At 50.3% G+C, this 22,389-nt stretch carries 15 protein-coding genes and 1 pseudogene; 10 read left to right on the top strand and 6 right to left on the bottom strand.

The genetic code is table 11. The features are described from left to right. Position 1: 1 nt before the first annotated feature. Entirely contained in the window at positions 2 to 1,603 is a 1,602-nt protein-coding gene (locus SCARR_RS14285; protein WP_168433314.1) for a sulfatase, read from the top strand. Then, complete coding sequence (locus tag SCARR_RS14280) at positions 1,593 to 3,284, top strand: sulfatase family protein (RefSeq protein ID WP_136062353.1); 1,692 nt, start codon at positions 1,593 to 1,595, stop codon at positions 3,282 to 3,284. Before SCARR_RS14285 ends, SCARR_RS14280 begins: the two co-directional genes overlap by 11 nt. Before the next feature lie 184 nt (positions 3,285 to 3,468). Here the strand turns inward: SCARR_RS14280 and SCARR_RS29555 are convergent. Beyond that, positions 3,469 to 3,606, bottom strand: a pseudogene (locus tag SCARR_RS29555) (transposase); the annotation flags it as partial. A gap of 79 nt (positions 3,607 to 3,685) precedes the next feature. Between SCARR_RS29555 and SCARR_RS14275 the strand changes: the two are divergent. The 3 genes from SCARR_RS14275 (at position 3,686) to SCARR_RS29550 (ending at position 7,503) form a co-directional block, all read left to right on the top strand. Then, positions 3,686 to 5,212, top strand: a complete 1,527-nt coding sequence (locus SCARR_RS14275; protein WP_136062352.1) for a hypothetical protein — start codon at positions 3,686 to 3,688, stop codon at positions 5,210 to 5,212. A gap of 252 nt (positions 5,213 to 5,464) precedes the next feature. Beyond that, positions 5,465 to 7,087, top strand: a complete 1,623-nt coding sequence (locus SCARR_RS14270; protein ID WP_222846327.1) for a beta-N-acetylhexosaminidase — start codon at positions 5,465 to 5,467, stop codon at positions 7,085 to 7,087. Next, positions 6,979 to 7,503, top strand: a complete 525-nt coding sequence (locus SCARR_RS29550) for an IS66 family transposase (protein ID WP_136062351.1) — start codon at positions 6,979 to 6,981, stop codon at positions 7,501 to 7,503. Before SCARR_RS14270 ends, SCARR_RS29550 begins: the two co-directional genes overlap by 109 nt. A 255-nt stretch (positions 7,504 to 7,758) precedes the next feature. Here the strand turns inward: SCARR_RS29550 and tnpC are convergent, their stop codons facing one another. The 5 genes from tnpC to SCARR_RS14240 all read right to left on the bottom strand — a co-directional run bounded on the left by tnpC (position 7,759) and on the right by SCARR_RS14240 (position 12,775). Then, positions 7,759 to 9,282 (bottom strand): IS66 family transposase, encoded by a 1,524-nt coding sequence (gene tnpC, locus SCARR_RS14260; protein ID WP_168432867.1) that lies wholly within the window; start codon positions 9,280 to 9,282, stop codon positions 7,759 to 7,761. A 64-nt stretch (positions 9,283 to 9,346) separates the two neighbouring features. Then, a complete protein-coding gene (gene tnpB / locus SCARR_RS14255; protein WP_136059629.1) occupies positions 9,347 to 9,694 on the bottom strand; it encodes an IS66 family insertion sequence element accessory protein TnpB in 348 nt (115 codons plus the stop codon). Next, positions 9,682 to 10,011 carry an IS66 family insertion sequence element accessory protein TnpA gene (tnpA, locus tag SCARR_RS14250; RefSeq protein ID WP_136059628.1) on the bottom strand — a complete coding sequence of 110 codons (330 nt, stop codon included), beginning with the start codon at positions 10,009 to 10,011 and terminating at the stop codon, positions 9,682 to 9,684. Before tnpA ends, tnpB begins: the two co-directional genes overlap by 13 nt. Positions 10,012 to 10,145: 134 nt before the next feature. Next, the gene (locus tag SCARR_RS14245; protein ID WP_136062350.1) at positions 10,146 to 12,179 is read right to left on the bottom strand and encodes a serine/threonine protein kinase; all 2,034 of its coding nucleotides are present in this window, start codon (positions 12,177 to 12,179) and stop codon (positions 10,146 to 10,148) included. Next, complete coding sequence (locus SCARR_RS14240) at positions 12,176 to 12,775, bottom strand: RNA polymerase sigma factor (RefSeq protein ID WP_136062349.1); 600 nt, start codon at positions 12,773 to 12,775, stop codon at positions 12,176 to 12,178. The genes SCARR_RS14245 and SCARR_RS14240 overlap by 4 nt, the downstream gene beginning before the upstream one ends. 197 nt (positions 12,776 to 12,972) lie before the next feature. Between SCARR_RS14240 and SCARR_RS14235 the strand changes: the two genes are divergently transcribed. The 5 genes from SCARR_RS14235 to SCARR_RS14215 all read left to right on the top strand — a co-directional run bounded on the left by SCARR_RS14235 (position 12,973) and on the right by SCARR_RS14215 (position 22,360). After that, entirely contained in the window at positions 12,973 to 13,830 is an 858-nt protein-coding gene (locus SCARR_RS14235) for a hypothetical protein (protein ID WP_136062348.1), read from the top strand. A 15-nt stretch (positions 13,831 to 13,845) separates the two neighbouring features. Then, a complete protein-coding gene (locus SCARR_RS14230; protein WP_136062347.1) occupies positions 13,846 to 16,359 on the top strand; it encodes an autotransporter outer membrane beta-barrel domain-containing protein in 2,514 nt (837 codons plus the stop codon). A 166-nt stretch (positions 16,360 to 16,525) separates the two neighbouring features. After that, positions 16,526 to 20,482 carry a carbohydrate binding domain-containing protein gene (locus SCARR_RS14225; protein ID WP_136062346.1) on the top strand — a complete coding sequence of 1,319 codons (3,957 nt, stop codon included), beginning with the start codon at positions 16,526 to 16,528 and terminating at the stop codon, positions 20,480 to 20,482. A 12-nt stretch (positions 20,483 to 20,494) separates the two neighbouring features. Then, positions 20,495 to 20,707: a hypothetical protein gene (locus tag SCARR_RS14220; RefSeq protein ID WP_136062345.1), complete on the top strand. Its 213-nt coding sequence runs from the start codon at positions 20,495 to 20,497 to the stop codon at positions 20,705 to 20,707. A 12-nt stretch (positions 20,708 to 20,719) separates the two neighbouring features. Beyond that, entirely contained in the window at positions 20,720 to 22,360 is a 1,641-nt protein-coding gene (locus tag SCARR_RS14215) for a beta-galactosidase (RefSeq protein WP_136062344.1), read from the top strand. Positions 22,361 to 22,389 lie beyond the last annotated feature (29 nt).

The raw sequence follows: 22,389 nt of genomic DNA, 5'->3' as shown, positions 1-22,389 counted from the left end.
TATGAAATTGAATATGAAATCTACTCTTTTGACGGTTGCCGCTTCTCTTCTCATCGGGAGTGTGGTTCACGCGAATACGAAGCCCAATATTGTTTTTATTCTGGTGGATGACATGCCGTGGTATGGAACCGCCACCATGCAACAGGAAGGCTATGGCGGTTCGGCCATGAAATGGCGTAATACGCCGAATATTGACGCGATTGGCAGCCAGGGGATGATTTTTGCCAATGCGTATTCCTCTGCCGGAATGTGCGCGCCGTCACGGTGCAGTATTCAGACCGGAAAGACGGCTGGTAGAACCCGTTTCAGTGGGAATGGCAACTTTGGTGACTCCTGTACGTTTGAGGTTAATTATATCGAAAAAGCGAAAGGTGCTCCATACCTTGAGCCTGAGCCCATGGGATCGCTCAATCCGAAGTTTAAGACGATTGCTCATGTACTGAAAGAGCAGGGGTATGCGACCGCGCATTTTGGTAAGTGGCATGTCTACGGCGGTGGTCCGGAAGCGTGCGGCTATGACGAGAGTGATGGCGAAACATCGAATGAGGAAGGAGGTAAAATGAATACGGATCCGAGAGATCCGAAGAAAATTTTCAGTATGACCCGCAACAGTATCGACTTTATCGAGCGTCAGGCTAAAGCAGATAAACCGTTTTTTGTTCAGATTTCACATTATGCTGAGCACAACCAGCAGCAGAGCCTGCCGGAGACGCTGAAAAAATATACCAGCAACCCGGAAATCAAAGCCCTGGGAAACAGTGCGGCTAGAGAGGTGGCGACCCATTGCGCTGCGATCGAGGATATGGATACCTCTATCGGCATGGTCTTGAAGAAGCTGGAGGAGCTTGGGATCAGCGATAACACCTATGTCGTGTTTACCTCCGACAATGGGAAAGGGCTGTATAACGGGTCAGACCGTATCCTGCGCGGTGGAAAATGGTGGCTTTGGGAAGGGGGGATTCGAGTGCCGATGTCTATGAAAGGCCCGGGTATTACCGCCGGTTCACGCAACAGCCTCAATGTTGTCGGCTATGACTTTATGCCGACGTTTTATGAACTGGCCGGTGGCGATGTGGCCCGTCTTGAAAATGTCGACGGCGTTAGCATTATGCCGATAGCGAAAGGGGGTAATGTGGATGGTTTCAAAGATCGGTCATTGTTCTTTCACTATCCGCACCATCGTAACGCCACGCCGCACTCCGTGATTATTAAGGGGCACTACAAACTGTTTAATTTTTATGAACTGCCGGAGCCTTATCTGTATGACTTGAAAAAGGATATTGGCGAGGGTACTAACATTACCAAACAGATGCCTGAGAAAGCGCAGCGCATGAAGAGTGAACTGGACGTTTATCACACGCGTATTGATGCGCTTCTGCCTAAACCCAATCCAAATGCGTCTGATAGTTATGTTCTTTTTGATCCGGTTGTAAAAGTTCCTCCTGTCTGTGATCTGGTCGACGGAAAATTGCCGAAATTGGATAAAGGCAAAGGAACAATTCCGGACGTGGATCAGAGCAAAGAAAAAATGAGCAAAGAGGACAAGAAAAAGGCGAGAGCCGAGGCCAGAAAAAACAAAGGCAAAAATAAAAATGAACAATAAATTTATAGCGACAGGACTTATTATTGGAGCATCGCTGGCGGTGAATGTTCTGGCAGTGGAACAGCCCGTTCGACAGGCTCAGCACAGGCCGAATATCATTTTTTTCCTTGTCGATGATTACGATAAGGCCGAGACCAGTGTGTACGGCGGGAATGTCCTTACCCCCAACCTGGATCGAATGGCGAAAAACGGGCTGACGTTCAATAACGCGCATATGACCAGTACGGTCTGCACCCCGTCGCGGTATACCTGTATGACCGGGCGCTACGCCAGTTCGTCCTATTCGAATCAGCTTTTTGCGGAATGCCCGAAAGGAACGCAAACCTTGCCGGCGTTTAATGTTGGGCTTGAGCCGGATAATATGAATGTGGCTAAGGTGTTGGCTGACAATGGTTACGCGACCGGTATGGTTGGTAAATTTCATGTTTCCGGTCATCATTCAGAGGGGGAGGAGGACTCGGGTATTCCGAAAAACACTCCTTATACAGATGAACTGAACAAGAAGCAATACGAGTGTGAAAAGCAAGACCGCGAAATAGTCAAATCATATGGTTACACTTGGGCGAAGAATATTTATATGGAAAATATGAAAGCCCCGTTTAAAGGACACAACCCGGAATGGACCATCAGTGCCGCGATGGAGTTTGTCGAAGAGTGCACCCGTTCGACAGGCTCAGGGCAGGAAGCCAAACCCTTCTTCCTGTACTACGGCACAACGTTGTTGCACGGGCCGAACAAGAGTTGGTATAGCTCGCTAATGGAAAAGGATCGGGCAACTGGTGAAGGATTTCTGGAAAAACCGATCGGGATCATGGATCGAAAGTCGGTGATCACCCGACTGGAAAAGGCAGGGATTGATCCGGTGGAAAATGCCGGATTCCTGTGGATGGATGATTCGCTGGGCATGCTGCTTGATAAACTGGAAGAGCTCGGCATCGCGGACAATACCCTGGTCTGTTTTGTTGCCGACCACGGCTCGAAGCGTAAGGGCTCTATTTATACGATCAATGGAACGGAAGTGCCGTGTATTATCAGTTGGCCCGCCGGCATTGAAAAAGGCGTCGTTACCGAAGAGCTGATCCAGAATACCGATTTTGTTCCCACCTGGTTTGAACTTGCAGGGGTGGAGCTGCCGAAGGGCTATAAAATGGATGGCGTGAGTATGGCTCCGCTGTTCAAGGATCAGATGTCCCCGATTCGCGATTATGTTTTCAACGAGATGGGAGCTTCACGGGCGGTCAAGACCAAAGAGTGGAGTTACATGACCTTGCGCTTTACGACCGATCAGGTTGAGGAAATGCGTAAAAATGAAAGATCTATAGAGAAAACCCTTGCCGGCTTGAGCGGTGGTATCTCACGTGGCAGGGATAACCCGAACTCGCTCAGTTATCACCAGCTCTACAACCTTAAAAAAGACCGTGCGGAGACAAATAACCTGGTCGATAACCCGGAGTATGCCGGAACAATAGAAGAACTCCGCGCGAAGCTCAAAAAAGAGCTGCTGAAGTTTGAAGGCCGCCCTTACGGTGAGTTTGTGCCAGGCGGTAACGCTCAAGGACCTGGAACATTTGATGATATTCTGGAAAAAATGAAAGAATGCATGGAAGCCCCTTCTTCAAAGAGAGAGAGGAAGGGTGAGAAGAAGAAAAAAGAGAGGAAGGGGAGAAGGGAGAAAAAATAAGCTCAATCGTATGTCTGATACCGAACCAGTCATCTGAGGTGATCCGTTAACGCTAAAACTGGACTTTAACCGGTTCGTTTAGCCTGTAAACATCGGGATGTTCTGCAATCAGTTTGATTAAGTTCGAGCCTCGTTTTTTGAGCATACTCATGTAATGCCCGTCATCTTATGGAATCTGTTCTTTTCAGCATTTGTAGCGCCGATAGATTTTCGCTGTCTTGCCGCTTCGGTCCACGACCTGAGCAATGCCTGAATAACATTCGACTTCATGGGTAGATTCAAAACGCTCACGGTCTGTGCCCAGCGAAGCTATCAGACGGGGACCGAATTCCGATCCTGATACTGAAACCTGTGCACAGGTATATTTTCAGATTGGCTCTAAATCAGATGACGCACTGGGCATGGGACTGCGATATTGGAATCATGATAACGCCACCAATATAACAGAATCGATCACCAACGTTCTTGGTTCAATAACGAATATCATGCCGGCCGTAACTAATATTGGAACCAGCCATATATCCATTCAGGCCTCTCAAGATGTTTATAGTAATTACCATAGCATGACCAACCTTTCTGGGGCGGTGGCAAGCAATATCCATCTGCGAGCCGTGTATGATCTAGATAGCAGAGGGTTTCCCGGATCATTTGAGGTTTATTATAGTATCAATAATGGTCCCGAGATTCTTGGATATGCTGGTGGTAAATTGCCTGCCGACTTTGCCTTCTCTAAATATAAATGGTCAGTAAAAGCAATGGATGCCGCTGGAGCGAATTGGGTCGTTGGTGATGAAGTGTTGTTAGATAATCTGGTTGTTACTAAATTAGCGGCTGAGTCTCTGCCGCCCTCCAGTTATTTGCTTGAGGAATGGACCTTTGATGCCGAGCCCAATGGAACATCATATTCCGGTTTGATAAACTCAGCTCCAGATCCTTATGGCAAAGCCGAATGGGGTTCGGACACGGCCACTGTCTATGTCAATGACGGGGAACTTCACATCGCAAAGTCCGCAGGCCTATATAAGGCCGCAAATCTCAGTCAAGGAGGGATAACCGAGGGGCGCTTTGAGCTGAGTTGGCAGTGGAGCGCGGATGTTGAGGGAGGAACGCAAGTTAACGGAGCCACTTTGCGTCACACCTTAAAGGATCTGACCGCAAACAAGGAGCTGCTTACGGTGGCGTTTGTCCGGCAGATCGACGGCTTTATGATTGGGGCTTGGAATAACGTGACAAAGACGCATGTGGCTTCTGCTGCTCTGAATCCCGGGGGTCAAGTTACCAATGTGGCTGTTCGTGCTGTTGTGGACATGGATACGGATACCTATGACCTGTATTACACCTCCGAAGGAGGAAGTGAGCAGGAGATCGCAAAGGGAGTGGCTCTTGATATCGCGGGAGGGAATATGGATGCGATTCGTATGGTGGGCTTTTTTGGCGACAAAAAAATGGGGCCGAATGATTATTTTGAGACCGATAATTTACAGCTTATGGGACTGGGAGATGTGCTGTCGTCCGAGGAGCTCTATCTGGCGTGGCTCAACGAATATCCGGATGTGGGAGCGGAAACGGAAATGGATGATAATCCCGATGGAGACGCGCTTAATAATCTCGGTGAATACGCCTTCGGGGGGGATCCGTCCGATGGCGCGGATATTGGTCATCGTTGTTCCGCGGAGATGGTTCGGCGGGAGGGTAGCGATTATATAGACTATGTCTATGCCGCGCGCACGAATGGTGTAGAGCTTGGGTTAAGTTATATGCCGGAGTTTCGTGGTAATCTTGTGTATGGAAGTTGGACGAACGACGCCAGCCTGTACTCCGTTATCGGTACCGGAACGGCAGAAGATGGTTTCGAGACCATAACCAACCGGGTCAATGCGGAAGCGGCAACTCGGTTTATTCGCACTCATGCCACGATGACCCCCTAAGGATGTCATGAACTCCTTTCCTTCTCGGTGTTTAGTGAAGGAAAGGGTTTTTGACCTAGCGATGATGCCCACGTACGGGCCCTCTTTGTTCAAAAAGGGGGCCGTTAATCGCGCTAGTTTTAGTGTATAGTGGAGGGGGAGTGAGAGAAGACGATGGTCCGATCACTCTTCTTGACCAGTTTAGCGTTCCTAATGGCATGTCTCCATGGTGTTTTTAAACGTCATATATGCGAATTTATGTAAGGTATTTCTGTGAAACATTTGATTCTATTGACATTATTTCTAGTCTCTGTGGCTCATGCCCGACCATCTGTTATTCCCCAACCGCTCGAGATGACGGAGCTTGAGGGGGATTGGACGCTGAAGAAAAAAACCGTTATTTCCTATGCTGATGAAGGGGCCAAGCAGACTGCTGAACTCATGGCTGAACAGCTTCGGCCGGCTACTGGCTATAAGCTTAAGGTTAAAGCGGGAACCAAGGGCGGTATTGTGTTTCAGACCAAGGCCGATGGTTCTCTGGGGAAAGAAGGATATGAGTTGAGGGTGTCGGATGCTGTTGTGATCACGGCCCCGGCCCCGGCACCGGCTGGCCTGTTTTATGGTGCGCAGACGCTTCGTCAGTTATTGCCTCCGGAAATCTACTCCAGCGAAAAAATTTCAGCGAACTGGAAGGTACCCAAGGTTGAGATTCGTGATATTCCCCGCTTCGGATGGCGTGGCATGCACCTTGATGTTGACCGGCACTTTATGCCGAAGGAGGACGTGTTACGCTTTATCGACACGCTGTCGACATTCAAGTTTAACTCCTTCCACTGGCATTTGACGGAAGATCAGGGCTGGCGCATCGAAATCAAAAAATATCCCAAGCTCACCGAAGTCGGCGCATGGCGGACGGAGACGTTGATTGGTCATCGGGCAAAGGAGAAACGAAACGGAATGCCTTATGCGTATGACGGCATCCGTCATGGTGGTTTTTATACTCAAGATGAGGTTCGCGAGGTGGTGGCCTATGCCGCGGAACGTCATATCACTGTCGTTCCGGAAATTGACATGCCCGGTCATATGCAGGCGGCGATTGCATCCTATCCCGAACTCGGGTGTACCACTGAACTTGTCGAGGTGAAAAGAGTGTGGGGGGTCAGCGAAATTATCCTTAATCCGGAAGAATCTACGGTGCGGTTCTGCAAGGATGTACTGACTGAAGTAATGGATCTATTCCCCTCTACGTTTATTCATATCGGAGGCGATGAAGCGAGGAAACCCCAGTGGGAAGCCAGCGAACGTATTCAGCAACTGCGCAAGGATCGCGGGTTGAAGGATATGCACGAAATGCAGAGCTGGTTCATTAAACAGATTGATAACTTCCTGGTGGAAAACAATCGACGGCTGATCGGCTGGGATGAAATTGCCGAAGGAGGACTGGCCGAGAATGCAACGATCATGTGGTGGCGCGGACACGGAAAGAAGGGACTGGCCATTGCCCGGAATGCTGCTGAACAGGGCCATGATATTGTTGTGGCCTCTACCTCGCACTTATATTTCGATTATTACCAGAGCAAGGATCAGAAAAGTGAACCACTTGCATTCGGAGGTCACTTGCCGGTGGAAAAGGTTTATAATTTTGAACCTATCATCCCTGGGCTGAGCGAGAAAGCCCGTCAGCATGTGCTTGGAGCGCAAGGACAGCTTTGGACGGAATACATGCCCCATATGAAACAGGTTGAATATATGGCCTTTCCTCGTGTTTGTGCTGTGGCTGAAGTGGTATGGAGACAGCAAGGGCAAAAAAATTACGATTCCTTTATAGAGCGTTTGGCTGTTCAGGAAAAACGTTTCGATCGGATGAATGTGAACTATCGCAAGCTTGTAAAATAGGCCAGGCACATGCCAAGTCCCATCTCGAACAGATAAAGAAAATCCTCGATCAGGAAAAACCGCTCCAGCTCCCGCAAAGCAACTTCGGTAAAGCGATCAATTACACCATCGAACGTTGGGATGCGCTCAATCTTTACCTCGAACATGGCACACTCGAAATCTGCAATAACCTCGTCGAGAACGCCATTCGCCCGACCGCCATCGGCAAAAAGAACTTCCTCTTCTTCGGTAGTCAGGAATCCGGCCAAACCAGCGCCGTCATCTATAGCCTCATTGAAACCTGCCGAAAGCTCGATATCAATTCAGCCGACTACCTGCGTGAAACCCTCAGCGCCCTGCCGACCATGCAACAGTCCGAAGCTGCCGACTGGACGCCTGCCCGCTGGAAATCAATCCGCGGAACCGGCGGAGAGTAACCCTGTCAAGGCGGTCGCCGAAAAGCCGCATACGAAGGAGGCGGTCTGTGCCACTTCTGAAATGGCTGACCCTGCGTATTTCGGTATTGCATCCATCTACCCCAAATTGGGAAATTTTTGGCGAAAGAGAGCCGAATTTATCGCTGTCGAACTGAGGTTTTCGAGAGGGGTAGGTTTGCCGCGAATTTCTGGACTACTGATTGGATGACGAACTTTTTAGCGTATGCGTCTGTTCGTTCACCCACTTGACAGCATTTATGCTGACTGTGCGCGGGATGAGTTCCATTGAGCCGGAGTCCAGCTGGCAGCTTCGTTCTGTCCCATGGTTGGAAGGGCTTCGAGCACATCCCGCAAATAGTCGGCGGGGTTGATGTCGAGTTTTCGGCAGGTTTCGATGAGACTGTATATGATGGCGCTATCCTGACCGGATCGGGGGCTGCCGAAGAAGAGGAAGTTTTTCTTGCCGATGGCCGTGGGCCTGATGGCATTTTCGACAAGGTTATTGTCGATTTCCAGCTTCCCGTGCTCAAGAAACAGGTTCAGGCTGTCCCAGCGTTTGAGGGTATAGCTGATAGCTTCTCCGAGCTTGCTTTTGGGCAGTTGTTTTTTCTGTTCACGATCCAGAATGGTTTTTATTTCATTAAGCACTGGAGCAGAGTGTTCCTGCCGATAGGTTGCCCGGTCGAGCTCCGGTTGTTTGCGCAACGTGGTTTCGTTGCGATAGAGCTTCGCAATGAGTTTGATAATTTTCCGGCTGATTGAATCCCCGGCCTCATGAAATTTACGCCGGGCATGTGCCCAGCAGCAGGCATGAATAATATTTCCCTTTTCCTGTTCATGAGCCGGGTCGTTCAGCCATGACGGATAAGAACCGTATCCATCGCTTTGCAGAAGACCGGCGTAATCTGTCAGCATCGAATCAAGACATGATGCAGCACGACTCGGAAACCATTCAAAGAGCACTCCAACGCCTGGACTGTGATAGGCCCATAGGTATCCATTGGGACAATGGTCCTTTTTCGGGTCTTGGTATTTGATAAAAGTTTCGTCGGCCTGAATATACTCACTTTGCCGGATTTCATTTCTCAGTGCTTCGTAGATCAACGTTAACCAGTCGGCGATAAGATACATCCAGTTGCCCATGGTTTTGCGGCTGATTTCGATGCCGTGGCGGTATTTTAAAACCTGTTCCTGACGGTAGAGCGGAAGATGGTCGCAATATTTGCTCAGAATGATCTGTAGGAGCAGACCGGCAGAAGCATAGCTGTTTGGAATCAGTCTTGCCGGAGCTGGTGCGATCAGCGGCGGCACTTCACGGTTATCAATCTCAATAAACTTTTCTCGAATGATTTCACGGATAAAATACCGGGTCGGAACAACGTCGAGCTCCCGTACTTTTTCCTCCCCGATTTTTTTATAGCGACCAGGATTTCCCTGAACCTCATCGGGAATGATGATCACCTGCTCAACCGGCAGGTCTTCCGGGACCCGTTCCTTGAGCGGCTTGCGCTTTCCTCGACGGGACTCAACCGGCTCTGAATCATCCTGTTCGGCCTCTTCCGCTATTTCCAGAGCCTCTTGGGCTTCCTGCAGTTCATCGAGCAGTAGTTCCATCTGATCCGGGCTTAACTTTTCGGAACTGCGCCCGAACAGTTTTTTCAGCAGATACTGAACTTTCTCATTAAGCAGTTTAACTTCGGTTTTGAGCTGAGTGTTTTCGGCATTCAGAGACGTCCGCTCCTTTACCATCAGATCAAAATTTTCCCGGTTAAAATTCATGCCGTACATTATACCAAAACACGTTGAAAATGCGGCACCAACCTGATGGAAAATGCAAAAAAAATCAGCGCTGATACCAAGGTTTGAGCGAGCCTTGTTTTAGATCAACTCCATCGAGCAGCAGGGCCAGCGCTTCCGGAGCAAGACTAAGCTTTTCATCTGCGCCAACGCCTTGAGGCCAACTGAAACAGCCCTTTTCAAGCCGCTTGATAGCAACCCACATGCCGGTACCATCCCAGTACAGCGTCTTGATCCGGTTTTTCCGTCGGTTCGTAAACACAAACAATGTGCCCGAACACGGATCTTCATTTAACCTATCCTGCACTACACAGTGCAATCCGTTGAAGCTCTTACGCAGATCCACCGGCTCAACCGCCAGAAATACCCGGATTGAATTACTTAATCCAAACATCCGGCAGCCTCCCGCAGAACCATACCGAGTTCATTCAGTGACGGAATTGGAAGCTGAACCTCAATCCCGTTCGGCAGAAAGATCTTCAGTTCATCTATCTCAGGAGGTCCGGGCTGAACTTCCACCTCGCAAAAAGCAACCTCAGATTCCTGACGTTCAATTCGCAGCCAACGGGCCAGCGTTTTCGGGTTGATGCTCCATTCCCGGCAAAACGCCGCCTGGGTCAGCCCCGCTGAATTAAACTCCTCGATCAGTTCCCGGCGTTCTTCCTCCGTATAGGAAGCCCGCCCCGACACATTGTTTTCATTCGTATCCATGCCTGACAAATTATCAGGCTTTGCCGGAGCTGACTACGGGGTGAAAGAAGAGGCGTTTACTTTTTAGCGAAAAAGTTCGCATTACCATAGCGATCGGACACCAGAAATTAAAAAGGAGCAAAAATTGGTTCGCATTACCTTCCACCCGGGCCGACCAGATCAATGATTATGGATTCATGACATTGTGATAATTCGGAATCTGAATAGACGCCATCGTTAATGATCAGTCGATCTAGGTTTCGAAAATTATGAAGGGGGGCGAGGTTGAGTTTTTCGGAGTCCGTGAGGTTGAGTTCCTGAAGGGGGAGCATTTTGATTTCCTCGAGAGCGAAGTTATGATCAACCAGCAGGTGCAGTTGCTTGATGGGTAGATAGTGAAGCATGCATTGGATGCGCCATGGTTGTGATTTCAGTGTATTAAATTGTTTGCCGCCCAGCACAAGCGATTTCAAATCCTGATTGTATTCAAATACAGGATCGCTCCAGTTCCGGTTGAAATAGTTGAGTGCGGTCAGGATTACCTGCTCATAGTGCGTCCGGTCCTGGCGGCGCGCATGGTCGTAAGCGATCATCTGCTCGATCAGCATGTGTTTATCCTGGCTGGTATGTGTCATCCGTTTTAGGATCTCGTTAAAGACCTCCACTTCAGGAATATGCTCCGAGGTTTGCGGCTGCAACGATTTTATTTCCGTGAGCATACTGCAATATGTTTTGTAAAAAGGAAGCTGATCCCCCTGTAGCTCATAGATGGCATTGAAGTCGAGTTTGATGAAGTGAAGCACGATCTCATAATGGATCATGAGTGCTTTTTCCGGAGCAATCTGCCGGCCTTCGCGAATATAGCTTTCGGCGCTTTTCAGTGCCGTAATGGGGCGTACAAAAAAGATGTCGTCATACATATAGCGGCTGATAAGGAACTGCAAGGCTGCCAGATGGGCCTCTTGGTTTTGGTGTGAGAGGTGCATTTCATCAACATAGAGTTGTTGAGCCCTGTCTGCTTCCTTTTCATGCTTTGTTGCAAGCTCATGCTCTTGTTCGATTCTTGATTTGCTTCGTTCCAGCGCGCGAATGAAGAAACTGGACAGCAATATAATGGCGATAATCGATACGGTTGCGATCAGGCAGCGTACATGGTTGCGTTTATAAAACAGCAACGTTTTTTTCAGAAAACCTGCCCGTTCTGCGCGGGTTGGATAGTTATTCAGATATCGCCGAATATCCTGCTGCAGTTCAAGTACGGAGCTGTAACGGTCGGAAGGGTTGAGCTGCATGGCTTTGAGGGCTGTCTGGGCCGGTCCATTCGGTATTTTCCGCATCGGCGCTCTTTTTTTTTGCGGGATAAAGCGGCCCTGTTTGGTGTCGGTCAGGATTTCTCCCGGTGTGCCCGAGAAGGGTTTTTGGCCCGTTAGCATGTAATATAGCGTGCAGCCCAGTGAATAGATGTCGGCCTGTGGAGTGAGAATGGAATCGGAATCGATCTGTTCCGGAGCCATGAATCCGGGGGTGCCTTTTATTGCACCGCTTAGGGTGACGTTATTGATGATGTCCGGGTCAAGTTTAAGTTCCTCCGCGGCGTCTCCGGATTCGAGCAATTGCCCGAGTCCCCAGTCGCAGACCAGCACTTCCCCGAAGTTCTCCACCTGGATATTGTGAGGTTTCAGGTCCAGATGCAGGACCTGACGGTTATGGGCATAGGCAATGGCGTCGCATACTTTGAGAAAGATGTCGAGCAGCTCTTCGCGGGACCGTGTGTTCTTCTTGATCAGGGCATCAAGATTGTCGCCTTTTTTCAGGTCCATGGTGAAAAAAGGTTTTCGGCGATCAATGACACCGACATCGTGAACATTGATAATGTTGGGGTGCGCAAGGATGGCGGTGAGCCACGCTTCGTGTATGAAGGGGTCAATGTTTTCGACATCGAGTTCATCGCGCGGCATTGCAAGGGCAACGTGGCGGTGGCTGTGCTCATCGAAAACATTGAAAATCTGTTTGATGCCGCCTTCGGCGATCAGGCTGAATTGGGTATAGCGTTTTTGGATGTGGGAGAGGGATATGAATGAAGGGGAATTCTCTTCGGTCGGGAGGGGGGCTGCTTTGTTTTTCAGCGCTTGGGAATAGAGGTCGCGAAGGGAGGGATCACGTGGTGGAATGTTCCCTGAATCGGTCATTGGTTTTCGGCCTGCTCCACGAGAGCTCGGATCTCTCTGAGCAGGCAGTTCTTAACACGATTGCGCAGGGTGTTAGCGGAGGCACGGGTTATATTCAGTTTTTCTGCAATTTCATCGAGACTTTTTCCTTCCCGACTCAATTCGAAAGCTTTAATGGCTTTGCCTTGAAAGGTTTTTCGCGCCCGTTCCATGGCCAGATTGGTGATATGGATTTCCCATTCGCTTTCAATGATTGCTTCAATTTCAGGTTTTGAAACAGGTATGCCCTGCAGGGATTTTCGATTTTCTGAATAGTGGTCGTCCCGTTTTAACCGGTTTTGTTCGCGGTTTATGTGGTTCAGCGCCGTGTTTCGGATAACCGTACTTAACCATGATCTAAACTTTGTGCTGCCCTGTCGATAGCTGGGCAGGTTTTTCCATAACTTCAGCAGAATATCCTGGGTCAGGTCGTCAATTTGACTCTGCGGGATATTCATTTGGCGCAACACATAGAAGATAAAGCTGCGGTAGCGCGTTACAAAGTCTTCCCATGCATGCTCGTCCCCCGATTCGCATGCGCGTTTAAGCAACGTGTAGCTTGTATTCCAATTATCCATGAATCGAAAAAACTAACAGGTCAAAATCGGGGCGTCAACCGGATGCTGATTCAGGTTCACGATTTGCGGATTTTGTTGTTGTGGCTGTTACAAGTGCTGAGGCGGCCTTGTTTCAGTTAGTGTATGGGGTTTGACGCTGGAAAAAAGCTGAAAACCGATTGTGTAACATGGGATGAAGTAAAACAGTGGAGAACGGAATGAAAAAATTGTTATATGCTCTCTCGATCATGGCTCTGGGGATGACCTCATCCCATGCAGCTTATTTTGAGGTTGATTTTACCGATGATGAACGTTATGTGGACACGACCGCCGAACCTTCTTGGCTTGAAAACCAAATGCCCGACATCGGAAGCTGGAGCCAGCAGTATGTAAACAACTTCAAAGTTGCTGACACAGCAGGTTCCGGTGTTCTAGCGCTTGATCAATCGCTTAACCGTTCTTTTAAAACGGCCACGTTTTCGGAAAACATCGGAGACGGCGCGAACAACTTCAGTTATTATGTAGATTTTCAGTTTACTGCAGGCTCCACTACGGTCTTGTCGGGGAGCAATAAGCAGATGTTCCGTATAAATGCCCGTGATAATACCGGGGGCAAGAATCTCTTCGGTTCTTTAGAGCTAAAGGATACAGAGGGCTCGTTCAATCTGCTGCTTTGGGGGGTTGGTTATGATCGAATGTCATTTTCAGCAAATGACATCGGCCTGGCCGTGAGCGAGGGTAACTGGGTGGATGCTGAATCCGCCAATCTGCGCCTGAAAATCGATGCTGAATACTCTGGTTCGGGCAATTTATGGAATGCTGATGCCGCACTCTACAATCTGGATAACAGCAATGCCGAGGTTGCTGCAGCGACTTTATCTGACCAGGATATGGGGGGCACCTGGACTGCCGGAACGGATCGGAAGATCCGTTTCAATAGTGGTAATGCAGACCAGATCGGTGATGCGATTTTTAATTTTGACACTGTAGCTGTAATTCCGGAACCCGCTTCTCTAGGGATGGTTGCAGTTTTCGGCGGCGGTCTGTTGTTTGTGCGCAGAAGGTTTATGATTTAAAATACAGGGGAAATAATGATGAAAAAGAACATACTTATATATGCCGTTTTAACTGGTGCGGCCATGATCGCATCGGCAGAGGTGAATGAATGGATTGTCAGCAGCGATGGCAACTGGACGAATGCGGCGAATTGGAGTGATGGGATTCCTACCTCCGACGATACCGCAAAAAGCCTTAAATCATTTACAATAACGTTAGATAGTACGGCGGTGGCAAAAGAGTTCTGGTGCCGTAACAGTATTGGTGTATCGGCACTGGATATCCGGACGGGCGGCAGCTTGACCACCTCAGGGGACGTAAATATCAACATATTGTCAGGGGTTAAAACGTATGCCGGTTTGTTGCTTAACGGCGGTTCACTGAGTGCGAGGAGTCTTTATATCGCGGCGTGGGCCAATTCCCAGGGCGACGGATTTATGACCATGAACAGCGGCAGTGTGGATCTTTCCGCTAGTTTCTCGGTCGGTTCAAAGGGCGGAGACAAGACTGAGGGCGTTCAGGGCACAGCCACAATGAATGGTGGCACCTTTGATGTGGGAGATTTTACGTATATCGGGGGCGGAGAGCACGCGGGGGACATCGGTACGTTCAACATGTATGGCGGAGTGTACACCGCAACGAATAACGAGGCTTATGTCAGCGGGTGGGCTACGAATCATCTTGGCGACGGTGTGATCAACATTTATGGCGGTGAAGTAACCATTGGCAAAACCAACAAGGCCCTGAATGTAGGCAGCCAAGGCGATGGCGATGGTGTGATCAATGTGTACGGCGGTAAAATGACCGCGCTTGGTGCTTTGACGATGGACGCAAACATGGATGCCGGCACCGCAGCGCTCAACTTGATCGGTGGTGAGTTTTGGGCCGACGGCGGTGTGAATGCCTACAATGAGTCGTCGATCCATGTTGAAGAAGGTGTTCTGTATTGGGGTGGCGACATCACCGATGCGGTTTCAGAAATCACGACGCTCGTGAATAACGGGGACATTACCTGGATCGGCGGCCAGACCAATATGCTGACGGAAAACTGGGATGCGAGCTGGACCAATACGACCATTATTGACTACGGCTACTGGTCGAATGTAAACCAGAGTGTGCTTTATGTAGATGCCAATGATGTTTCCAACGGGTTTATTACTATGTGGGCCTGCAATCTTTCACCTATTGTGTTGCCTCCGGTGACGGACGGCGCGACCGGCATCTATAATTTCGGCAATCTGGGCGGAAATGGCGACGGACTTTGGACCACCGCCGTCAACTGGAACCTCGGCACCGCTCCGACCGCAGAAGACGATGTGAGTCATAAGTGGAATGATTCTTATCTCATTGTGGCGACCCCGGTAGAGGCCAGCTATATTGAAATTCAGCATGCCAGTACTGCGAAAGTTGCTGTGGTGGATGGCGGCTCTCTGACGCTGTCCGGGGATCTTGATCTTTCCACGAAAAACGGACGGCTGATTGTCGATGGCGGCGCGGTGTCGGTAGGAAACATCATGAAGGTCGGTCGGTTTGGTGTTTCCGATTCGCATGTTGAACTGAACTCCGGAAGCATCGAGGTCGGTGCCAGCACGGATGTCGGCGGATTTGCCATTGGCAGTGAGGGCACCGTTACCATCAACGGCGGTACCTATACTGGTTCCAACGGCTATTTTTATATTGGTAGAGATGTCGGTTCCGGCACGCTTAATATGAATGGCGGCTTGTTGCAGCTGAGTACCTCCGGTGCGTTTGCTCCACTTGCTATTGGAAGCAAGCCGGGAAATGGTACGGTTAACCTGAACGATGGGACGATTGTAGCCAAGGATGTTCACTTAGACTGGAATAATACGGATGCAGGCACCGCTACGATCAACCTTAACGGCGGTTTGCTCCAGATCGAGGGCGGTTATGGAACCGCATTGCGCATGATCGACGACGCGCAGATGGTATTCGGAAAAGGCGTGTTGCAATGGAAAGGTGACCGGGTCTCCGACTTCGCCACCTACCTTTCCGGCGGTTTCATCAGCTGGTCCGGTGGCCTGACCAATATGCTGACGGAAAGCTGGGATCAGAGCTGGACCAACGGCACCAGTATTCTATATGCGGATTACAACGATGCGAATCTCGGCTACGCCACCGTATGGGCCTATGATACAGCTCCTCCCGGCGGACGTTCCGGTTACGAAACCTTTGTAGTTACGCATGGATTGGCAGAGGGTCCGGAAGGGGATGACGACAATGATGGAGTCAGCAACCTGGCAGAATACGGTATCAACGGTAATCCGACCAATGCCGCCGACAAAGGCCAGATGGAAACCGTTGCCGATGGGACCTATTTCATCTTCACCCATGCCAGATTGGTGGACGACACCAACGTCGTATACCGGCTTGTTGATGCCGAGAATTTGGTGTTCAGAGCTTCGCCGCATACCAACGCATGGGTTTCACAGTCTTTGGGGCCGGTCAGTGGCGATTACCGAATGGTCACCAACAATTATAACCTGACGACCGACAAGCTGTTTATAGAACTCGAGATTGAACAGCAGTAAGCTCTCAGGAGATACGGGAAAAAGGGCCGCATCCATCATCCGATGCGGCCTTTTGAGGAGAATCTGTTTTGTGAAGTTCGTGTTTTTCGAGGGGAAAATTGATGTTTCAAATTGCCATGTTTGAGCGCAGGTGGTCTGCAGATCCTAAATAAGGAGCGTGGTAAATATGAAAAATAAGGTTTTGTTTTGCATACTTATGCTGGCCGGTATATCCGGTGCGCAGGACTATTCGGTCGATTTCCGGGAAGCGGCATCGATCCCTTCGGCGATTGTTGCTGCAGGAGATTTGCAGGCCGGTGATCTCTCTCTGGCCAACGTAGCCGGCGAGCAGGTACTGGCGGTCGATCTCTCCGGCGTTACCAGCGATTATGGATCTAAAGTTATAATTGGCGGGCTGAATCGGCCCGTTGAAGACGACGATCCGCTTTATCTGATCTTCCACTACAAACCCGTCGCGCCCAAGGCGGCCGACGGAATTATTAATTTCGAGTTAAAGCTGACCATCAACGGCGTCGAAACGTTTTGGAGCGCCGCAACCCAGTCCGGCGTCATCAATACCGACCAGCCACTGGATAACTCCGACTGGTGGCTGGCCTTCATCGACATGCAGCCGTTGCTAGATCATTGGCGCGTGCAGACCGGCTCGACCGGCGACATGTTCGTGAACAAGATCCACATCGGTCCCGGGGCGACCAATAATCCGGATGAGCAGTACCGCAACATGCTCTATTTCCGCGGCATCCACTTCGGTTCCTCGGCAACCACGTTGAATGTGACCAAGGGCGGAAACCTGTTGATAAATGGGGATTTTTCAGATGGTCTGACCGGCTGGTCCGTGCAGGAAACAGCTCCTGCAGATGCGGAGGCAACCGTATACAATACCGCCAATTATGAATATTATGCCGATATCACCCATGACGACGGGGTGCAGTGGGATGCTCAGGTGCGGCAGGATACCCTTACGTTGGTTAACGGGCAGGAGTATCGTCTGTCCTTTGATGCGCGCGCCGAGGCCGACTGTCTGATCGATGTTTATTTCAAGAGCGGATTGGTCTTCTATGGCGGCTACTCCTCTATCGGTCTCAACACCAACATGCAGACTTACTCGAAAACGTTCACGGTCAGCGAAGCGACGGCCGGAGATATTTGCCTGCTGTTTTTTCTCGGCGGGAGAGGAGAAAACAATGTCTGGCTGGATAATGTGCTGCTAGAGGCAACATCGAATCCAGGAGTGAATCTGCTGTCCAATGGTGATTTTTCCAATGGGACGGCAGACTGGTTGTTTGTTGCGAACGGCACCTCGACCGGAAACGGTTCAGTTCTGCTTGATGCGGCAGGGATCCAGGGCGAACTCTATTGCAATGTGATTTCGGACAGTGGAGTGAGTTATCATTTGCAGATGAGGCAGGACAGTCATAAACTGAGAAACGGTAAGGCTTATCGTTTGTCTTTTGATGCACGCGCAGAATTCAACCGCACGATGCGGGCAAATTTGAGAAGCAACACCCTGTTAGGTTATCTGAATTATGATGTCTCGCTCACGACGAACATGACCACGTTCACAACGGACTTCGCCGTGACCAAACCCACGGTGGACGATGTGGCCCTCAATTTCCATTTAGGTGCGGCGGGTGAGAATGATGTCTGGCTGGATAATGTCTCGCTCAAGGAACTGTCGGAGGATGATGATCTGAGCTGGATATTGCAGAACGAGATTATTTCCATTCAGCCTAAGGCAAACGGCACACTCTACCTCTCGAAAATCCGTCAGCCGTATACCTTCTATATGAATGGCCTTATTTTCGATGAGGCAGAATATGCTTCACACGCTGGCATCACTCGGCAGGTTGTGGCCGGGCAGATCTATCTGTTCGACACTCGGGAGCTGAATGAGGGCGCTTTTAACCAGGTTAGTGGATCCTGTGAACTGATGTTGGTCAACAACGGTCTTATCGAAGCCGTTCACCCGTTCCATCTGGCTTTCCGGGATGTGCCGGTTTCTCCTGATTACGAGGTTTCAGTGCAAGCTGACGGAGATGCAGGTTTTTCGGTTCTTCCAACATTTTTTTCCTACATGCCCAGGGAACAAGTGCGGCTGGATAACAGCGGAGCCATAATGTCCATTAAGAAGTTTGATGAATTCAATGTGCAGCCGATTGCATCGCATTCATTCGCCGGTATTTCCACGGATGACTACCCGGTCACGGTCAGGGTCAAGGTGCTGAACCATGCGTTTGCGCCGAATACCTATTTTGACGAAACGGAGCGGTTTTCCTATCCGCTTTCCCGCTCCAAGGTGATTCCTTCGTCGTATGGAATCCCCTGCACGGTCATCGGCAATGATACCATAGAGTTCACGCTGGATCGGCCGCGAAAGGTGTTGGTGGTTCCCAATTATGAAGCCGGCATGGATGTCTTCCGAAACCTGGCCTTGGGCTATGGGCCCCTTGAGAGCTTTGAAATCGGAAAAAGCGATCTGCCGCTCGGGCATCCTGCGCGCGATATTCCCGAAAATGTAAACGAAGGCTTTAAAAATCCGCTCATGTTTTTTGCGCGTACGGCGGATGCTTTGCCTGCCGACCTCGGCTTTTCCGAAACCGATCCCGGTACGCTGGTGATCAATTCCGGTGATCGGCCGACTCAGGAGGAACTGTCTGCGGCGGACACCGTTTGGTTCAAGCCCGGCACACACGATCTGTCGCGGCTCGGGGAATCCCTAAGCTACAAAACCCATATTGAAGCCGGGCAAACCTTTTATCTGGAAGAGGGCGCTTTTGTTGCAGCAACGTTCAAAAAGCCTCCTCAGCCCGGGCAACCGGATGACGATCCCGGCGGCGCGGATTGCCGTCTGGTTGGACGAGGTATTGTTACAGGGATTAATCACTTCTGGGGAGGTGTGCCCGGTTTCTGGCACGGCAACGGGTTTGCCATTGAAATCAATGAAATAGATGGCATCACGTTTACGGATCGTGCGAGCTTCGGGATAACCGGCGGTGATCGGATCAACGACATCGCCAACCTTGGGGTGTGGCACGAAATGTCAGGAGGGATTGGTTTTATTGACCATTGCATAGTGAGCGACTCATTCCTGACAGCCGGTGATGACAACCTGAAAATCAGCAATGGCACGACTGCCGAGAACCTTGTCATTATGCAGCTGACTCCGAATGCACACGCCATTCTGGTTCATGAAATGGTCGACAATGTAACCTATGCCAACACCACCATCAGGGATGTCGATATCATAGGCACATGGTCGGAAATGATAGCCGAGTGGCAGCAGCTGTTCCATTCGTACATATGCTGCCTGCAGGGGCGGAATGTAAATATCCAGAATTTCACTTTCAGCGATATTCGTATCGAGGCACCCTATGTGCATCGTATCTTAAGTTTCTATAACCTGCACAAGCAAACTCCCCAGGGGGAAAACGGAGCCTACACACCGCGATGGTTTCCTGTTACGACCGAGGAGCACCATGCGCATATCGATGGCCTTACCTTTGAAAATATCACCGTCGATACTCCGTATATCGTGCAGAAATCAGTACTCGGATCGGGCTATTCGAATTCGTTCGCAAATGTTTCCATAGCAAATTTTGTGGTGAACGGGGAGACCGTCACCGAATCGAACAGGGACGATTATTTTGAAGTCTCCGGCTATGTGCTCGGCACCGATCCGGCTGACGGGGGCAGCGGGAGAATCGATATTCCGGCTCCGGTCGCCAACCTGACCTTCCACGATTCGCTCTATTCGGCATGGGCGCATGGATATGGGCTGGTTCTGGGTACAGAAGGGGATGATGATCTCGATGGCGAGGTCAATCTGGCCGAGTTTGCGCTCGGTGGAAACCCTGTCGATCCGGCCGATCGGGGGATGAAGCCCGAGTTTCTAGCGGGTGCCGGCGGGTTCAGCTATGTCCATCCCGTGCTTGCTAAGCGCAATCCCGGCCTGATCTACACTATTGAAACAACCGACAATCTTGCTTCCAATGTTTGGAATACGGTCGGATACACTGTATCCGGAACCAGCGATCTAGGCGGCGATTTCAATGTTGTCAGCAACTGGATTCCGATCGGTGTTGAAACGCAGAAATTTTTCCGCCTGAACATTCGTGAGGAGTAGAACGGTTTGAAAATGAACAGTATGATATACGATCCGAATTCCCCTTTGGAGCTTTACGATCTTTCTGCAGATTCAAAGGAAGAATGCAATATTGCCGGACAACACGTCGAGGTGGCGACTGAACTGGATGCGCTGATCAAGGGCGCACGGACGGTTTCTCCGGTGGAGAAATTTAACTTCCCGCTTAATCCGTGGCGCGATAAATCCGCCATGGCGCATGAATAATAGGCAGAGCATATGATCCATAAAACAAAAAGAATTTTCGTTATTCTGCTGATCGCTGCGTATGGCAGCGGCGTTTCCGCCTCACAGAAATCGGGCCATGCGAGGTGGGGCGATAAAAATGATATCCGAGAGGGGTGGGACTGGTCGCTGCCGCCGGGCGTGAATCCGCATCCTTACTCCGGCTTTATCACGTGGAACGATTCCAAGGATGCTGCCGTAACGATCAAGGGGATCCACGTCAACTGGCGTGAATGCAATCCTCGGGAAGGCACGTTTGATTTTTCCAAGTTTAAACAGCGTATTCGCGATGCGAAGGCGCAAGGCCTGAAGGTTGGACTGCACATTCAGGGGACGGTCGAATCCAAGGTTCCGCGATGGGTATTGACGAAGTATGAGGTGCCTGTTTTTGACATGCCGCCGCTGTCCGAAAACCAGCCTTGGCGTTTACGTAATGCGGCGGTTTGGAAACCAGGGGTGGTCAACGCTTTCAATGAATTTATGGAAGCTTTCAGGGAAACTGGAATTGCGCATGATGATGACATTGTGTACGCGTATATCCATTGCATCAGCCCTTCGCGTGGCGAGGAATTATGGATGCGGCCGGTTGACGCCGATATCTATGAACAGGAGGGCGGTTTGACGCCTGAAATCTTCCGGAACTGGTTGCTCAGCCGTATAGATACAATGTGCGAAGCCTTTAACGGTGTTGAGTATAAATTGGCCTGGATGGCAAAGGGTCCCGTCGGTCCAAAACGCTATGCCGAGGTCACTGAAGAGCCGGTGAATTATGCCTTCGAAAAGGGTTGTGGAATCCGTAATGGTGCGATCGATAACCTGAACCTGCTCTGGGATGAGCCGGCGTGGGGGGTGACGATTGATGACGGCTATTGTGTGTTGGATTATGACCATCCCTCCCTGCGAGCAGGGCGTTTTCGAGGCGATGAAAACGAGGAATATGGTAAAGGGTGGACGTGGCGGTTTGTGGATACCTGTTATGACGAATATCGCCATCGGATTTCTTCGCTTCATGGGCTACAGTTACTTCAGGATTTTCAGATGGTCAGTCCTGAATCCCTCGCCTTGAATCCGGAGCTCAATGAGTATGTCCTCAAGTCGCAGGGGTATCGGCGTGATACATCCATCGATGCGTGGGTTTATCTGCGTGAGGCTGAAACCCAGCGGGGCACCGTGAAAAACCTGGAACGGTGGGTGGTGCAGCGCGATGCGCCCGGATCGATGAGCGTTCCCGCGGCGGCGACTTCGTTCCCCCGGCCGGGCGATCCCGAGAATATGGATTTTGATGCGCGCCGTACCGATGTTGAGAACGGCCAGAACGGACTGCTCTTCGGGCTGGATCCGGTGTTCTGGAACACGCCCGCTCCCTGTCTCCTGAAGGTTACCTATATCGATAATGAGAAAATCCGATGGACGGTCGAGTATTCCCAACGATCCGGTCGGAAGAGGGCGAAGGTGATTCAGACGCAGGGCGACGGCAAACGTAAAACGATTACGCTTCATCTGCCGGAACTCGCGGCGAACAGCATCTTTTCCGGAAACATGGATTTTCGGCTTATATCCGAAGGCACAGGAGACCTGACGGTCAATATGGTTCGTGTGATAAAGCTTCAGCATCGTGTTGTGTCAAGGCCGTAGGGTTCTTCAGGGCAGAAAGATCGCCGTGT

This window comes from Pontiella sulfatireligans, from assembly GCF_900890705.1.
Taxonomy (GTDB): domain Bacteria; phylum Verrucomicrobiota; class Kiritimatiellia; order Kiritimatiellales; family Pontiellaceae; genus Pontiella; species Pontiella sulfatireligans.
Note: the sequence above shows the minus strand (reverse complement) of the source record. Positions and strands in the feature narration are given on the sequence as shown.

Excerpts from the sequence above, each read along its gene's own strand:
- SCARR_RS14285 (WP_168433314.1), top strand. The coding sequence starts at position 2 with ATGAAATTGAATATGAAATCTACTCTTTTGACGGTTGCCGCTTCTCTT.
- SCARR_RS14280 (WP_136062353.1), top strand. The coding sequence starts at position 1,593 with ATGAACAATAAATTTATAGCGACAGGACTTATTATTGGAGCATCGCTG.
- SCARR_RS14275 (WP_136062352.1), top strand. The coding sequence starts at position 3,686 with ATGGGACTGCGATATTGGAATCATGATAACGCCACCAATATAACAGAA.
- SCARR_RS29550 (WP_136062351.1), top strand. The coding sequence starts at position 6,979 with ATGGAGACAGCAAGGGCAAAAAAATTACGATTCCTTTATAGAGCGTTT.
- tnpC (WP_168432867.1), bottom strand. The coding sequence starts at position 9,282 with ATGAATTTTAACCGGGAAAATTTTGATCTGATGGTAAAGGAGCGGACG.
- tnpB (WP_136059629.1), bottom strand. The coding sequence starts at position 9,694 with ATGTTTGGATTAAGTAATTCAATCCGGGTATTTCTGGCGGTTGAGCCG.
- tnpA (WP_136059628.1), bottom strand. The coding sequence starts at position 10,011 with ATGGATACGAATGAAAACAATGTGTCGGGGCGGGCTTCCTATACGGAG.
- SCARR_RS14245 (WP_136062350.1), bottom strand. The coding sequence starts at position 12,179 with ATGACCGATTCAGGGAACATTCCACCACGTGATCCCTCCCTTCGCGAC.
- SCARR_RS14240 (WP_136062349.1), bottom strand. The coding sequence starts at position 12,775 with ATGGATAATTGGAATACAAGCTACACGTTGCTTAAACGCGCATGCGAA.
- SCARR_RS14235 (WP_136062348.1), top strand. The coding sequence starts at position 12,973 with ATGAAAAAATTGTTATATGCTCTCTCGATCATGGCTCTGGGGATGACC.
- SCARR_RS14230 (WP_136062347.1), top strand. The coding sequence starts at position 13,846 with ATGATGAAAAAGAACATACTTATATATGCCGTTTTAACTGGTGCGGCC.
- SCARR_RS14225 (WP_136062346.1), top strand. The coding sequence starts at position 16,526 with ATGAAAAATAAGGTTTTGTTTTGCATACTTATGCTGGCCGGTATATCC.
- SCARR_RS14220 (WP_136062345.1), top strand. The coding sequence starts at position 20,495 with ATGAACAGTATGATATACGATCCGAATTCCCCTTTGGAGCTTTACGAT.
- SCARR_RS14215 (WP_136062344.1), top strand. The coding sequence starts at position 20,720 with ATGATCCATAAAACAAAAAGAATTTTCGTTATTCTGCTGATCGCTGCG.